The 14,378-nt window shown below is 51.5% G+C and carries 13 protein-coding genes; 8 read left to right on the forward strand and 5 right to left on the reverse strand.

The features are described 5' to 3' along the window. Positions 1 to 8: 8 nt before the first annotated feature. The 4 genes from hemF to KFF03_RS17460 form a co-directional block, all read right to left on the reverse strand. The gene (hemF, locus tag KFF03_RS17445) at positions 9 to 959 is read right to left on the reverse strand and encodes an oxygen-dependent coproporphyrinogen oxidase (RefSeq protein WP_255858198.1); all 951 of its coding nucleotides are present in this window, start codon (positions 957 to 959) and stop codon (positions 9 to 11) included. A gap of 34 nt (positions 960 to 993) precedes the next feature. After that, on the reverse strand, positions 994 to 1,569 hold the full coding sequence (locus KFF03_RS17450) for an L-threonylcarbamoyladenylate synthase (RefSeq protein ID WP_255858199.1): 576 nt from the start codon (positions 1,567 to 1,569) through the stop codon (positions 994 to 996). A gap of 69 nt (positions 1,570 to 1,638) precedes the next feature. Further along, a complete protein-coding gene (gene dprA / locus KFF03_RS17455; RefSeq protein WP_255858200.1) occupies positions 1,639 to 2,766 on the reverse strand; it encodes a DNA-processing protein DprA in 1,128 nt (375 codons plus the stop codon). 15 nt (positions 2,767 to 2,781) lie between these two features. Continuing rightward, positions 2,782 to 3,837, reverse strand: coding sequence for a LysM peptidoglycan-binding domain-containing protein (locus tag KFF03_RS17460; RefSeq protein WP_255858201.1), 1,056 nt, complete (start codon positions 3,835 to 3,837; stop codon positions 2,782 to 2,784). 168 nt (positions 3,838 to 4,005) lie between these two features. Between KFF03_RS17460 and def the strand changes: the two genes are divergently transcribed. The 5 genes from def to KFF03_RS17485 all read left to right on the forward strand — a co-directional run bounded on the left by def (position 4,006) and on the right by KFF03_RS17485 (position 9,797). Further along, positions 4,006 to 4,521, forward strand: a complete 516-nt coding sequence (def, locus tag KFF03_RS17465; protein ID WP_255858202.1) for a peptide deformylase — start codon at positions 4,006 to 4,008, stop codon at positions 4,519 to 4,521. Positions 4,522 to 4,557: 36 nt separating this feature from the next. Further along, complete coding sequence (gene fmt, locus KFF03_RS17470; RefSeq protein WP_255858203.1) at positions 4,558 to 5,508, forward strand: methionyl-tRNA formyltransferase; 951 nt, start codon at positions 4,558 to 4,560, stop codon at positions 5,506 to 5,508. Continuing rightward, the gene (gene rsmB / locus KFF03_RS17475; RefSeq protein WP_255858204.1) at positions 5,505 to 6,869 is read left to right on the forward strand and encodes a 16S rRNA (cytosine(967)-C(5))-methyltransferase RsmB; all 1,365 of its coding nucleotides are present in this window, start codon (positions 5,505 to 5,507) and stop codon (positions 6,867 to 6,869) included. The genes fmt and rsmB overlap by 4 nt, the downstream gene beginning before the upstream one ends. Positions 6,870 to 6,975: 106 nt before the next feature. After that, a complete protein-coding gene (gene trkA, locus KFF03_RS17480; protein ID WP_255858205.1) occupies positions 6,976 to 8,349 on the forward strand; it encodes a Trk system potassium transporter TrkA in 1,374 nt (457 codons plus the stop codon). Then, the gene (locus KFF03_RS17485) at positions 8,349 to 9,797 is read left to right on the forward strand and encodes a TrkH family potassium uptake protein (protein WP_255858206.1); all 1,449 of its coding nucleotides are present in this window, start codon (positions 8,349 to 8,351) and stop codon (positions 9,795 to 9,797) included. The genes trkA and KFF03_RS17485 overlap by 1 nt, the downstream gene beginning before the upstream one ends. 101 nt (positions 9,798 to 9,898) lie before the next feature. On the opposite strand, the gene KFF03_RS17490 is transcribed toward KFF03_RS17485, so the two are convergent. After that, positions 9,899 to 10,807 carry a lysophospholipid acyltransferase family protein gene (locus KFF03_RS17490; protein ID WP_255858207.1) on the reverse strand — a complete coding sequence of 303 codons (909 nt, stop codon included), beginning with the start codon at positions 10,805 to 10,807 and terminating at the stop codon, positions 9,899 to 9,901. Between the two features lie 127 nt (positions 10,808 to 10,934). On the opposite strand from KFF03_RS17490, the gene KFF03_RS17495 reads away from it, so the two are divergent. The 3 genes from KFF03_RS17495 (at position 10,935) to glyQ (ending at position 14,367) form a co-directional block, all read left to right on the forward strand. Continuing rightward, a complete protein-coding gene (locus KFF03_RS17495) occupies positions 10,935 to 12,572 on the forward strand; it encodes a tetratricopeptide repeat-containing response regulator (protein WP_255858208.1) in 1,638 nt (545 codons plus the stop codon). Then, positions 12,569 to 13,234: a sensor histidine kinase KdpD gene (locus KFF03_RS17500; protein WP_255858209.1), complete on the forward strand. Its 666-nt coding sequence runs from the start codon at positions 12,569 to 12,571 to the stop codon at positions 13,232 to 13,234. The genes KFF03_RS17495 and KFF03_RS17500 overlap by 4 nt, the downstream gene beginning before the upstream one ends. A gap of 116 nt (positions 13,235 to 13,350) precedes the next feature. Next, entirely contained in the window at positions 13,351 to 14,367 is a 1,017-nt protein-coding gene (gene glyQ / locus KFF03_RS17505) for a glycine--tRNA ligase subunit alpha (RefSeq protein WP_255858210.1), read from the forward strand. Positions 14,368 to 14,378 lie beyond the last annotated feature (11 nt).

Consider the following 14,378-nt stretch of genomic DNA (forward strand, 5'->3'; position numbering starts at 1 on the left):
CAGCTTTTTCAGACCCAGTCTTTGTGCGGTAAAAACTCATCGTACAAACGCGCTTCGGGAGAGCCCGGTTCCGGATGCCAGTCGTAATCCCAGTGAGCCACCGGTGGTAACGACATCAGAATCGATTCGGTGCGACCACCGGTTTGCAGCCCAAAAATCGTGCCGCGATCAAACACCAGATTAAATTCGACATAACGGCCGCGACGATACAGCTGGAACTTACGCTCACGCTCGCCGAACTGTTCGTCTTTGCGCTTGGCCACAATCGGCACGTAGGCATCGATATAGCCGTCACCTACTGCTTTCATAAAGGCGAAGCTTTTATCAAAGTTCAGCTCGCCATCCCATTCGTTCATATCGTCGAAGAACAAACCACCAACGCCACGGGTTTCGTTACGGTGTTTGAGGAAGAAATATTCGTCACACCATTGCTTGTACTTTGGGAACGCCTCGACACCAAAAGGTTCACACAAATCTTTGGCGGTCTGGTGCCAATGAACCACGTCTTCTTCATACGGATAGAATGGTGTCAGGTCAAAGCCGCCGCCCATCCACCAAACTGGCTCTTCGCCTTCTTTTTCCGCAATAAATAAGCGCACATTGGCATGAGAAGTTGGCACATACGGGTTTTTAGGGTGAATCACCAGAGAAACACCTAAAGCCTGGAAGCTGCGACCCGCCAGTTCCGGACGGCTGGCAGTGGCGGAGGCAGGCAGCTGAGGACCCTTCACATGAGAAAAGTTCACGCCGCCTTTTTCAATCACAGCGCCGTCAGCAATCACCCGGGTGCGGCCGCCACCGGTCAGTGACAGCGAACTGTCATTCGGGTCACGTTCCCAGGCATCTTCGACAAACTGAGACTGACCATCCTGAACTTCTAAGGCTGCACAGATACGATCCTGTAAATCCAATAAATAGGCCTTAACAGCCTCAACACTGACACGATTGGTTTGAGTCATTTTAAATCCTTACGCAATAAGCTGTGGCCAACTCTTAACGGAGTATCTGGCCATCCAGCGTGCGAATCTGAGAAGGTTGTTTTTGCCCGCCCAGCTGACCAGGCAAAATAAAATCGATTACATCATTACCCTTCAGGCGCTTTACCGTTGAAGGGGAAAAATACTGACGCAGCTGAACCATGCTGCGCGCCGGTTCACGTCCGGCCGGATTGGCCGATGTCGACACCAAAGGCCCTGTGACTTCACATAGCGCCCGAACCTGTGGATGTGCACTGATACGTACTGCCAGAGTATTATGTTCACCACGCAGTGGCGCTGGCACGTGTTCTTCACACGGCAATACCCAGGTTACCGGGCCGGGCCAGGTAGCATCCACTTGCTTAAAATCCTCGGCCGACAATGGCAACAAATAGTCATCCAGCTGATCCAGCGAAGCTGCTACCACCAACATGCCTTTTTGCCACGGGCGCTTTTTAATATCAAGAATGCGCTGAATCGCGCTTTCATTGGTTGGGTCACAGCCAAGGCCCCAAACGGCCTCGGTCGGATAGGCAATCACGCCACCTTGTTCGACACAACGGCGCGCCTGCTGGAGATGCCAGTTATTCATTGATGAACACAAGAAATATAATGATGAACAGAAGCCGAACACTACCCCAAGGGGCCACCAGCGACAAGCTTATTTCAGGCGCTGATAACCACCGGGTACCTGGGTAATCCAGCCAGCTAACTGCAACTCCATCAGCTCGGGCAAGAGTTGCTGCATTTCAACAGCGCTGCGAATCGCGATCAGATCCGGACTGGTGGCGGTAAAGTCGATATGTGTTACCAGCACAGGAATATCGGGCATATTCAGTGTTGGCATGGCCAGTGTTTCAATACTGGCCTCAGAAGTGAAGTCCAAGGTCTTCTGACGTGAGGGCTTTTCACCTTTGAGCCCCAATTCCAGCAAAATATCATCCGCACTTTGTACCAAATAAGCACCATCCCGTATTAATTGGTGGCAGCCATGACTCACCGGATTACTGACCATACCGGGCAGGGCAAACACTTCGCGCCCTTGTTCAGCCGCCTGATGGGCAGTAATCAGCGAACCACTCTTAACGGCTGCTTCGACCACAACCGTCGCTAAACTTAAGCCACTGATAATACGGTTGCGTGATGGAAAGTGGCGCGATTGTGCCTGAGTACCCGGTGGAAATTCGGATAACAACAAGCCATCCTGCATCACCATCTGAGCTAATCCGAGATGACGCTGTGGATAAATCACATCCGGGCCACTGCCCATCACAGCAATGGTTGAACCCGCAGCAACCGCCCCCTGATGCACATAACCATCAATGCCCATTGCCAGACCACTAACAACCGTTACACCGGCAGCGGCCAGTTCCTGAGCCGTTTGTTGTGCCCAACGGGCACCATACTCAGAGGGTTTACGGCTACCTACCATCGCCACCATGGGCTTGGATAAGCAGTCGATATTGCCGTGGTAATAAAGAATGGTTGGCGCATCACGCAGTGCCGCCAGTGCTTGTGGATAAGGATCAACACCCGCTAATAAAACCCCGTAACCTTTGAAACTGCACCAGTTCTGCAGCACATCAAAACCTTCCAGCAACGAAGTATCCGAGTGCCAGCGCTGAGCGGCTTCCGGATTCAATCCCATGGCAACCAGTTGCTCAGGTGAGCATTGTAACAAGTCATTAGGATGGGAGAGCTGCTGACGAATGTCACCCAGCGTTACCCGACCAATACCAGGAATTTTACTGAGCTTCCACCAGGCTTTTAACAGCTCTTCCCTGAGCATAACGACCTCCTTGGTCTAAGGTGTTACAAACTGATCGGCAACACGCAGAGGACTGGTTGCGCGCATCACCAGCGCATAAGACAATTTTTCAAAGGTGCGGAACACCATCAAAGTGCCAGCGCGAGTATTTGGCAAGCGGACTTTTTCACCCGCGATTTTGTCGTAAACCACGTTACCCGCTTTTTCGATCAACAGTACCGAGCCAGGCTCGATACCATCACGCTCACCCCGGTTAATCACCACAACATCGTACTGACCCACCTGAGTCACACCACCCGACACCGCCAGAATCTGACCAGTGACATCCCGCGAAGGCGGTTTTGGATAATAACGGGTGATCAGTTCACGATCTTCCGTCTCTAATAAGCGATCGCCCACATTCACCTGCTGGGTCGTACGCTCAAGAATCAGCGTCATAATATCGCCATCGACGGCGTTAACACGAGCCAGGCCCACTTCCAACGCTTCAAGGCCCAACACTTCTTTGGTTTCCGGATCACGGTATACCTGCCCCTGACGGAACACACCGTAGGCTGCGGCCGGTTCATCACCATAATCGCCACGGGCATACACACGATTACCAGCGCCCATCACCAGGTGACCATCGTCACCGGCTAAAATGCGCGGTGCAGTGTTCAGTTCTTTGGTTTCAACCACCCGGTGGTCACGCAGGAATCCACGAATGGCATCCAGCGGAATTGCCGGAATTGCCGATTCAATTGGCTCAATACGCGCGGTTGGCTGAAGTTTCACATTGCCAGGGGACAACTTAACCGTACGGCTGGCAGCTCCACGCTTCATCACGGTTGCTTTGGTTTCACCATTAATGGTCACCAGACCAATCACATCGCCCGGGAAAATCAGGTGTGGATCTTTAATCTGATTATTCTGATACCAGATCTCCGGCCATTGCCAGGCATCATCGGTATAACGTTCAGCAATACCCCACAACGTATCGCCATCCTTAACCACATAGCGCTGTGGTGCATCAGATTTAACCTCCAATGCCGCTGCCGTAGCCGAAACCGATATCAAACCGGCAAAGAGAAGGCGCTTTAAGGTTTTGCTCATCCTGTATTCCCTTTATTATTAGTCGTTGGCGACCCTTAGTTCACTCATCATCGCAGTGTAGCAAGTGATTGCCGTTGTTTTCTATAAGCAGTTCACGAACACAAGCAGTTTACGAACAGATATACAGGGGCTCAGCCCCAAAAGCGTTATTTGCATTGATGAGTCATTATGGCCTTACTTCCTATTTTAGAATTTCCGGATCCGAAACTTCGTACCGTTGCCCAACCGGTTACCAACGTTGATGAGCGCATCCGCAACATTGTCGACGACATGTTTGAAACCATGTACGACGCGCCCGGCATTGGCCTGGCGGCCACTCAGGTGGATATCCACGAACGCATCATCACTATTGATGTGTCAGAAGATAAAAGCGAGCCACTGGTATTTATTAACCCGGAAATCACCGTGCTCGAAGGTGAGCCAGAGTCGATGCAGGAAGGTTGTTTATCCGTTCCTGGTTTCTACGAAGAAGTGACCCGTATCGAACATTGCTTAGTTAAAGCGCTGGATCGTGATGGCAAAGCGTTTGAACTGGAATGCCGTGGTCTGCTGGCGGTATGTATTCAACACGAAGTTGACCACCTGGAAGGCAAACTGATGGTGGATTATGTGTCACCACTGAAGCGCAAGCGCATCAAAGAAAAGCTCGACAAAAAACACAAGTTGGAAGCGCGTCGTAAATAAGCGGCGCCCAGACATCCCCCAGTCAGAAAGAACCTTATGTCTTTAAAAATTGTTTTTGCCGGGACACCGGACTTTGCCGCCGTTCACCTGCGTGCGTTAATCGACAGCGAGCACGATGTGATTGCCGTTTACAGCCAACCCGATCGCCCGGCTGGCCGCGGTAAAAAGCTGCAACCCAGTCCGGTCAAACAGGTCGCACTGGAACACGACATTGCCGTGTATCAGCCACTGAACTTTAAAGACCCGGCGGATGTACAGCAGTTAAAAGACCTGAGCGCCGATGTGATGATTGTGGTGGCTTATGGCTTGTTGTTGCCACAGCCTGTGCTGGAAGCGCCTAAACACGGTTGCCTCAACGTACATGCTTCATTGCTGCCCCGCTGGCGTGGTGCGGCTCCGATTCAGCGTTGTATCGAAGCCGGTGATAAGCTCACTGGCATCACCATTATGCAGATGGACATTGGTCTGGATACTGGCGATATGCTGCATAAGGTCACCACCGGCATCAGCCTTGATGACACCGGCGGCAGTCTGCATGATCGCCTGGCCGACATGGGCCCGGATTCATTGCTGACAACCCTGCAGCATCTGGAAGCCGGTGAGTTACAACCAGAGCAACAGAACGATGCTCAGGCCAACTACGCCCACAAACTGAAAAAAGAAGAAGCCTTGCTCGACTGGGCACAAAGTGCAGAAACCTTAGCCCTGCGGGTGCGGGCGTTTAACCCGTTTCCGGTGGCGTTTACTTTATTAGGCAATGACCGCATTCGGGTGCTGAAGGCCAGCGCACTGGAAAAAGTCACGCAGCTGCAACCGGGCACCATTGCCAACGTCACCGCTGACGGGATTGAAGTCGCTTGTGCCGACGGTGTGCTACGCCTGGAGCAGATTCAGCTGGCGGGCAAAAAAGCCATGATGGTCGCCGATGTTATTAACGGTCAGCCGAACCTGTTCCAACCTAACTACGTGTTGGCGTCTGAACTGTGAAGCAATTATACGGTAAGGCATCGTCCACTCAGATTTCCGCCCGTTATGCAGCCACTCAGGCGCTGTTTCAGGTTATGTCCGGGCAATCACTGAATCAGGCACTGCCACCACTGGAAGCCCGGGTCAGTGATGATGATCGTGGTTTTCTGCGCGATTTAGCATTGGGCAGCTGTCGTTATTTTCAGCGCCTGAATGCCATTGCCAAGATGCTGTTAAAAACACCGTTTGGTGAAGAAGATCAGGATCTGCACGCGCTGATGGTGATTGGTTTATACCAGTTGGAAATTCAGAAAAAAGCGCCTCATGCCGCGGTTCATGCCACCGTTGATGTCTGCGAAGAGATGGGCAAGGGCTACGCCAAATCAGTAGTGAATGCCTGCCTGCGACGCTACGGCCGTGAGTACGAAAGCCTGACAGCACCACTGGAAGATAATCCCGTCACCGCCACCAGCCATCCTAAATGGCTGCTGAAAATGATGAAAAAAGCCTGGCCGGAGCACTGGGCTGAAGTGTTTACTCAGAACAACCAGCGCCCGCCATTATGCTTGCGCGTGAATCAGCGTCACGGTTCGCGCGAAGACTACCTGCAGCGCCTGCAACAAGCCGGTATTGAAGCACACCCGGCAGAATTTGCGCCCTTTGGTATTTACCTCGCACAATCTTGCGACGTAACTCAGCTGCCTGGGTTTGAGGATGGTGATGTCAGCGTTCAGGACGAAGCGGCGCAATTAGCCTCGCTGATTCTGGCACCGCAGCCAGGCGAAAATATCCTCGACGCCTGTGCTGCACCTGGTGGTAAAACCTGTGCACTACTGGAAGCCGCAGACTGTGCGGTCACCGCACTGGATCTGGAAGCATCGCGACTGGAGCGGGTGGAAGAAAACCTCGAACGCTTAGGCCTGTTTGGTAACGACACCGGGCTGTCTGCCAGTGTGGTGTGTGCTGATATGGCAAACACCGACGAATGGTGGGAAGGCCTGCAATACGATGCCATCCTGCTGGATGCACCGTGTTCCGCGACCGGCGTGATTCGTCGCCACCCGGATATCAAATTATTACGCCGCAGCGATGATATTGCTCAACTGGCCGACGTACAGGCGCAACTGCTGAATACTGCGTGGGATTTATTAAAGCCCGGTGGCCGTTTGTTATACGCCACCTGTTCGGTATTACCGCAGGAAAACAGCGATCAGATTGAACGCTTTGTTGCCGACAAACTTGAGGCAGGACAGGAAATCTCCCTGCAAGCACTGCCAGGTCTGGACAAGCTGCCGGGAGTGGCCTGTAATGCCGGACAACAGCTGTTTCCGCAGGAAAACGGTCATGATGGTTTCTTTTATGCCTTATTGGTGAAAGGTTAAAGAGCGCGATGAAATATAGCCACATTCAGCCAGTGACAAAACAGCAGGATAGCTTTTTTGCACAGCCGCAGGCTGCCCGTCAGGGTGATGTACAGGGACGTACATCATGAAAATTATAATCTTAGGTGCAGGCCAGGTTGGTGGTACGTTGGCTGAAAACCTCGCCAATGAACAAAACGATATCACCGTCATTGATACCGATTCCAAACGCTTACGTGAATTGCAGGATCGCATTGATATTAAAACGGTGAAAGGCCGCGGCTCGTACCCTCAAATTCTGGCCGATGCCGGTGCCGATGACGCCGATATGCTGGTGGCCGTCACCAACTCGGACGAAACCAATATGGTGGCGTGTCAGGTGGCCTACACCATGTTCCGAACGCCCACCAAGATCTCCCGTATCCGTTCTGCTGCGTATCTGAAACAGGCTGACTTGTTCCGTAACGAAGCCTTTCCTATCGATGTATTAATTTCACCCGAAAAAGTGGTGACCAACTACATCAGCCGTTTATTGCAATATCCGGGTGCGTTGCAAGTACTCGACTTCGCTGATAACAAGGTGCAGCTGGTGGCGGTGAAAGCCTATTACGGTGGCCCGTTAGTTGGTCAGGATGTAAAAACCCTGAAAACCCACTTGCCGGATACCAATGCCCGGGTGGCGGCGATCTTCCGTCGAGGCCAGGCGATTGAGCCAACCGGCTCAACCGTAGTAGAAGCTGACGATGAAGTGTTCTTCGTGGCGGCCAAACATCACATCAAAAAAGTGATGAGTGAACTGCGCCGCGCCGAAGATTCGTATAAACGCATCATCATCGCTGGTGGCGGTAATATCGGTTATCGCCTGGCCAAACAGCTGGAGCGTGACTATCAGGTGAAACTGATTGAGTTCAACCATGATCGTGCGCAGTTCCTCAGTGAAAACCTCGACCGTACGGTGGTATTGCTTGGCTCAGCCACCGACAAAACCTTGTTGGAAGAAGAAAACATCGAAAACACCGATGTATTTTGTGCACTGACCAACGATGACGAAACCAACATCATGTCGTCCTTGCTGGCGAAGCGCTCCGGTGCGCGTAAAGTCATGACACTGATTAATAAATCGGCTTACGTCGATCTGGTACAAGGCGGCATGATTGACGTCGCTATTTCACCGCAGCAGGCCACCATCGGCTCGTTATTAACCCACGTTCGTCGTGGCGATGTGGTAAACGTCCACTCCCTGCGTCGTGGTGCCGCCGAAGCCATCGAGGCCATCGCCCATGGTGACCAGGGTTCATCGAAAGTGGTGGGCCGCCCGATCCATGACATTCCGCTGCCACCCGCCACCACCATTGGTGCCATTGTGCGCGGTGATGAAGTAATTATGGCCACCTCCAAACTGGTGGTGGAATCCAATGACCACGTCATTTTGTTCGTGATGGATAAACGCCATATTCCTGATGTTGAGCGTTTGTTCCAGGTGGGGTTAGGGTTCTTCTGATGCATTTTAATGTGATCGCCCGGGTGCTGGGCATCTTCCTGATGTTGTTCAGCCTCACCACACTGCCACCACTGCTCATTTCCATGTGGTACAACGACGGAGCCACCCAGGCATTTGCCTCTGCCTTGTTGCTCACCTTCGGCATTGGTTTTATGAGCTGGCTGCCGGTGCGCCATGTACGCCACGAATTACGCACCCGCGACGGTTTTGTGATCACGGTACTGTTCTGGCTGGTACTGGCCTTTTCCGGCACCTTCCCGTTTATGCTGGCAGAAAACCCCGGACTGAGTTTTACCGACGCTTTTTTTGAGTCTTTATCGGGTTGGACCACTACCGGTGCCACCGTGATGACAGGCCTGGATGAGCTGCCTAAATCCATTCTCTGGTATCGCCAACAGCTGCAGTGGCTGGGCGGTATGGGGATTATTGTATTGGCCGTGGCGGTATTACCGATGCTGGGTATTGGTGGTATGCAGCTATTCCGGGCGGAAACCCCGGGGCCACTAAAAGATTCCAAACTGACACCACGCATCACCGAAACCGCTAAGGCATTGTGGTATATCTACCTAATGCTCACCATTGCCTGCGGGCTGGGTTATTGGATTGCTGGCATGAGTGCTTTTGATGCCATTGGCCATGCCTTTGCCACGGTTGCGATTGGTGGCTTCTCCACCCACGATGCTTCGCTGGGATACTTTGACAGCGCTGTGATTGAGATGATTGCGGTGTTTTTTATGCTGGTGTCATCACTCAACTTTGCTCTGCACTTTTATGCCTGGCGTAACCGCTCACTGGGGCATTTTCTGGCTGACTCTGAATTGAAGTTCTTCTTTCTGGTGATTGGTGGCGGCATTTTGCTGACCATTCCTGCGTTGTATTTAACCAACACCTACGGCTGGCAAGATTCGCTACGATACGGCATTTTTGAAGTTGTTTCGGTGGCTACTACCACGGGGTTTGGTACCGCCGACTTCTCTGTATGGCCGGTCTTTTTGCCGGTATTGCTGTTTATGATGGCCTTTATTGGTGGCTGTGCCGGCTCTACCGGTGGCGGCATGAAGGTGATTCGGGTGTTATTAATTCACAAGCAAGGTATGCGTGAAATTAAACGGCTGATTCACCCCAACGCCATTATTCCGGTGAAAATTGGTAAGCAGTCGGTATCCGAGCGGGTGTTGGAAGCCGTGTGGGGGTTCTTCGCGGTGTACGTGATTACTTATATGGTGATGATGCTGGCCTTGTTAGCCACTGGGTTGGATCACGTGACGGCCTTCTCTGCCGTGGGCGCTTGCCTGAATAACCTTGGACCCGGATTGGGTGAAGTAGCCGCGCATTACGGCAATATCAGCGACGCCGCCAAGTGGATACTGTCGTTAACCATGTTGCTGGGCCGACTGGAAATTTTCACCTTACTGGTATTAATCAGCCCTGCGTTCTGGCGTAGCTAACTATTAAAAAGCCCCAAAGCCACGGGAGCATTGGGGCTATTGATAAAGCCGTCTCGGATTCAAAACACTCTGTTTAAGCTGCTTTTAATTCAGCACTCAGCTTAAGGTACTTTGGCAACTTTATAAGGATTAGGCTGCTCGTCCGGCTGACGCTTAAAGCGCTTGTACGTCCACTGGTATTGCTCCGGACACAGAGCAATACACTCGGCAATCCCCCGATTCATTGACGCTGCCGATACTTCGGCAACATCGGAGTACAACTCCTCATCCGGCTTCACAAAATAAATATCAAACCCTTGTGCATCCGGCAGACGCTTAGCAAACGCATAGATGGCCTTAGCACCGGTTTTTTTCATCATTTCATGCGGTAATTTTGGGGTCAGCGTAGAAACCCCCATAAAATCAGCAAACACACCACTTTGGCGGCGAGGCTCCTGATCGGGCAGAAAACCAACCAACTCACCTTGTTTCAACGTCGAAAACAGCCCCATCACACCGGCACGAGTCGTTGGTACCAGTTTGCAGCCAATGCCTTCACGACGACTTACCATCCATTCGTTAAAGGTCGGCATCTTAGCCGGGCGATACATGATGGTGATGTCATGCTGACGCTTGGCAAAATAATTGTTAATAATCTCCCAGTTGCCCAGGTGTGGGGCTAAAACCAGCTTGCCACCATCATGTTGCATCAATTCATCGTACAGCGCTTCACCATGAACCTGGCGAATCATGGCGGCGGTTTTTGTTGGCTCATACCCCCACATCGGCCCGGTTTCAGCCATGGCTTTGCCATTTTCAATCAGGGTATCGCGCAACAGCAATTCACGTTCGGATTCAGTTTTATCCGGATACACCAGTGACAGATTCACGCGCGCCACTTCGCGGCTGCGGGTGCGCCGGGCCAGCAACATTTTGCCAATCAGGGCTCCCACTGATTGAGCGGCAGACAATGAAATGCTGCCCAATAAACGAATAAAGCCAATGGCCAGATAACCCAGGAAAGAATTCACATCACACCTCTGTATTAATCAATGCCTGCAGTTTACGGCCTGATACTGCCCGCGCAAGTAGAAACACCCTTGCTCAGGTAGTTTCTCAGTTGCCTGCTAGACTCAAAGAACACACGTTGGGTGGCTTATGATTAATCTGGAAAATTCCCTTAAAGATAAACGTATTCTTATCGTCGACGATCTGGTTGAAGCGCGCAGTTCTCTGAAGAAGATGCTGACAACGCTGGGTTGCCAGCATCTCGACACAGCAACCGATGGTCGTGAGGCATCCGGCTTTATTCAGGAGCATCACTACGACATGGTGTTCTCCGATTACAATCTGGGAAAAGGCAAAGATGGGCAGCAAATACTGGAAGAAGCCCGCTATTCACATCGCCTTAAAGCCACCTCTCTGTTTGTACTGGTGACCGGTGAAAATGCTGTCGATATGGTGATGGGGGCATTGGAATATGAGCCCGATGCTTATATCACCAAACCCTTTACGTTAAATATGCTGCGTGAACGCTTAACCCGTATCCTCAATGTCAAAGCACAACTGGATCCGGTTAATGTCGCCGTGGATGCCAGAGAAACGGACAAAGCAATTGTCCTGGCGGAACACCTGTTGCAACAACAACCCAAACTGCTGATGCCCATCACCCGCATTCTGGGTAAGTTGTATATTCGTCAAAAGCGCTTCAATGATGCCATTAAGATCTATTCCGAGTTATTGAATATCCGCTCGGTATCCTGGGCCAGGTTAGGGCAAGCCATTTGTATTCATTATCTGGGCGATTCCGACAGTGCGCTGGCTCTGTTGAAACAAAACCTGCAGCAGCACCCGATGTATGTTCAGTGTTACGACTGGGCCGCCCGCATTATGCAATCTCAGGGCAAGTATCAATTAGCGCAAAAGCAGTTAGAAAAAGCGGTTGAGATCTCCCCCAAAGCCGTTTTACGACAAATGGAGTTGGGCAAACTGGCTTATCAGAACGAAAGTTTTGATGTGGCAGAAGAAGCATTCGAGCAGGCCATCCGCTTGGGGCGCCACTCCTGCTATAAAAACTCACGCAATTACCTGCAGTTTGCTCATGCCGTTCAACACCACATCAGTGATGACAAAAGCCGCGCGAATAAAAACAAAATTGATAAAGCATTCCGCGTGATTGATGAACTGCGCCAGGACTACGCCGGTGAAACCGAGGTGATGTTTGAAACCAGTATTGTTGAAGGTAAAACCCATCTCAGTACCAATAACAGCGATGGCGCCAGACAATCGGCCAACCGCGCGGAAGAGTTATTAGAACAAATCTCTCAGCCAGATACCGATCAGCAACTAATGATGACTGAAGCGTATATAGACACAGGGCAGCACGTAAAAGCGAAAAAGCTGATGAACAAGCTTAAAGCAGATGGCCTGAGTGGCAGCGACAGCCAACGACTCGAAACACTGGAAGGAAATCTGAACGAAATTGCGATTCGTGAGTACGCTGCGGATCTCAATAGCCAGGGGGTTGCTGCCTATGAAAAAGGCTTGCTGGAAGAAGCCATCAGCGCATTTGATAACGCCACCAGCTATGAAGAAGCCGGCGTCAGCGTTCTACTGAATGCCATCCAGGCAAAAATCAGTTATATCGAAGATCAACAAATGGATGTCTCCCAGTTAAAAGACTGTTATCAGCTGTTTAAACGCATTGGTCCAATCGGGGAAAGCGACGAGCGTTTTGCCCGCTACAATAAACTGAAACAGACCTACACCCGTTTAAAAAGGGCGGCCGGTATATGAAACTGAGCCAACTTCAGGCCGCGGTTGTGCATGATTTAAAAAATCAGCTGCAGTCGTTATTGGATTTTGAACAGGAAGCCTTAAGCCGGATTCCTGAGCAATATCACAAACAATTAACGCCGATTTTGCAGCGCACTAACCGCCTGAAAAACGACTCACTGCAACTGATAACGCTGTATCGTTTTCAGGAAAGTCGCCTGAAAGGAACCGGTCATTTCCCCATGGACGATGCCTGGCCACGCGATACCATCAGCGATGCCATTGAAGCCACCAGCCTGCAATTTCCAACCATTCATTTCGAAAACAGCACCGATATCGATTGTCAGGGGTTCTACAACGAGACACTGCTTCAGTTAGCGCTGGTGACCCTGATCACCAACAGTGCTCAGGCAGGTGCCAGCCGTATTACCTTACATGCGGATGAATGTGCGGCAGGACTGGAAATCCGGGTGCGTGATAATGGCCCGGGGTTTCCCGCAGAAGTGCTGGACGGCGATGCGATCAGCACCAAATCCGATGCCGGCGGCCTGGGGTTATACTTTGTGCAACTCATCTGCGAGCATCACCAACGAGGTGAAATCAAAGGTCGCAGTGAAATCGGTAACCAACAATCATCCAACCACCAGATTGCCGGTGCTGAAGTCAGGCTGTATCTACCTTAGAAGGCCCTCCACTGCTATAATCTCCGCCTTTCGTTTTTCTGCCACACAAGTTTGGTACAACCAACTGAATGATCGCAGATCAACCCACCCAATTCGAAACATAAGAAGGTCGAGCAGTGTCTGAACAAAGCCGCCACGATATTAAAACCTTCCAGGGCCTGATTGCTGCCCTGCAAGAGTTCTGGTCCGAACAGGGCTGTGTTATCAACCAACCGATTGATATGGAAGTGGGCGCCGGCACCTTCCACACCGCGACCTTCTTACGTGCGATTGGCCCTGAGTCCTGGAACTCAGCGTATGTTCAGCCATGTCGCCGTCCGACTGACGGCCGCTATGGTGAGAACCCGAACCGTCTGCAGCACTACTACCAATTTCAGGTCGTAATGAAGCCTTCGCCGCTGGATATTCAGGACAAGTATCTGGAATCCCTGCGAGTGATGGGCATCGATACCAACGTTCACGATATCCGTTTCGTAGAAGACAACTGGGAATCGCCAACGCTGGGCGCCTGGGGTCTTGGCTGGGAAGTGTGGTTAAACGGCATGGAAGTGACTCAGTTCACTTACTTCCAGCAAGTGGGTGGTCTGGAATGTTATCCGGTAACCGGTGAGATCACTTATGGCCTGGAACGTATTGCTATGTACCTGCAGGAAGTAGATTCCATCTACGATCTGGTTTGGTGTTATGGCCCGGATGGCAAGCCTGTGACTTATGGCGATGTATTCCACCAGAACGAAGTGGAAATGTCGGCCTACAACTTCGAACACGCTGACGTTGATTTCTTATTCCAGGCGTTCGAACAGCACGAAAAAGATTGTGCTCGCCTGATCGAAGCGGGTCTGGCTCTGCCGGCTTATGAAAAAGTTTTAAAGGCATCCCACGCATTCAACATGCTGGATGCCCGTCACGCGATTTCCGTGACCGAGCGTCAGGGTTATATCCTGCGCGTACGTACTTTGGCGCGTTCCGTAGCCGAAGCGTATTTCCAATCCCGTCGTGCTCTTGAGTTCCCTCTGGCTCCTGAAGATCTGCGCAAAGAAGTGCTGGCATTAGCCGCCGCTGCAGAAAAAGAAGCCGCAGAGAAGGCTGCTAAAAAAGCAGCAAAAGAAGCCAAGAAAGCAGCTGCGAAATAAGAGCGAGGGGA

The sequence above is a fragment of the Bacterioplanoides sp. SCSIO 12839 genome, from assembly GCF_024397975.1.
Taxonomy (GTDB): domain Bacteria; phylum Pseudomonadota; class Gammaproteobacteria; order Pseudomonadales; family Oceanobacteraceae; genus Bacterioplanoides.

Excerpts from the sequence above, each read along its gene's own strand:
- fmt (WP_255858203.1), top strand. The coding sequence starts at position 4,558 with ATGTCTTTAAAAATTGTTTTTGCCGGGACACCGGACTTTGCCGCCGTT.
- dprA (WP_255858200.1), bottom strand. The coding sequence starts at position 2,766 with ATGCTCAGGGAAGAGCTGTTAAAAGCCTGGTGGAAGCTCAGTAAAATT.
- hemF (WP_255858198.1), bottom strand. The coding sequence starts at position 959 with ATGACTCAAACCAATCGTGTCAGTGTTGAGGCTGTTAAGGCCTATTTA.
- KFF03_RS17450 (WP_255858199.1), bottom strand. The coding sequence starts at position 1,569 with ATGAATAACTGGCATCTCCAGCAGGCGCGCCGTTGTGTCGAACAAGGT.
- KFF03_RS17485 (WP_255858206.1), top strand. The coding sequence starts at position 8,349 with ATGCATTTTAATGTGATCGCCCGGGTGCTGGGCATCTTCCTGATGTTG.
- def (WP_255858202.1), top strand. The coding sequence starts at position 4,006 with ATGGCCTTACTTCCTATTTTAGAATTTCCGGATCCGAAACTTCGTACC.
- KFF03_RS17495 (WP_255858208.1), top strand. The coding sequence starts at position 10,935 with ATGATTAATCTGGAAAATTCCCTTAAAGATAAACGTATTCTTATCGTC.
- KFF03_RS17500 (WP_255858209.1), top strand. The coding sequence starts at position 12,569 with ATGAAACTGAGCCAACTTCAGGCCGCGGTTGTGCATGATTTAAAAAAT.
- KFF03_RS17460 (WP_255858201.1), bottom strand. The coding sequence starts at position 3,837 with ATGAGCAAAACCTTAAAGCGCCTTCTCTTTGCCGGTTTGATATCGGTT.
- trkA (WP_255858205.1), top strand. The coding sequence starts at position 6,976 with ATGAAAATTATAATCTTAGGTGCAGGCCAGGTTGGTGGTACGTTGGCT.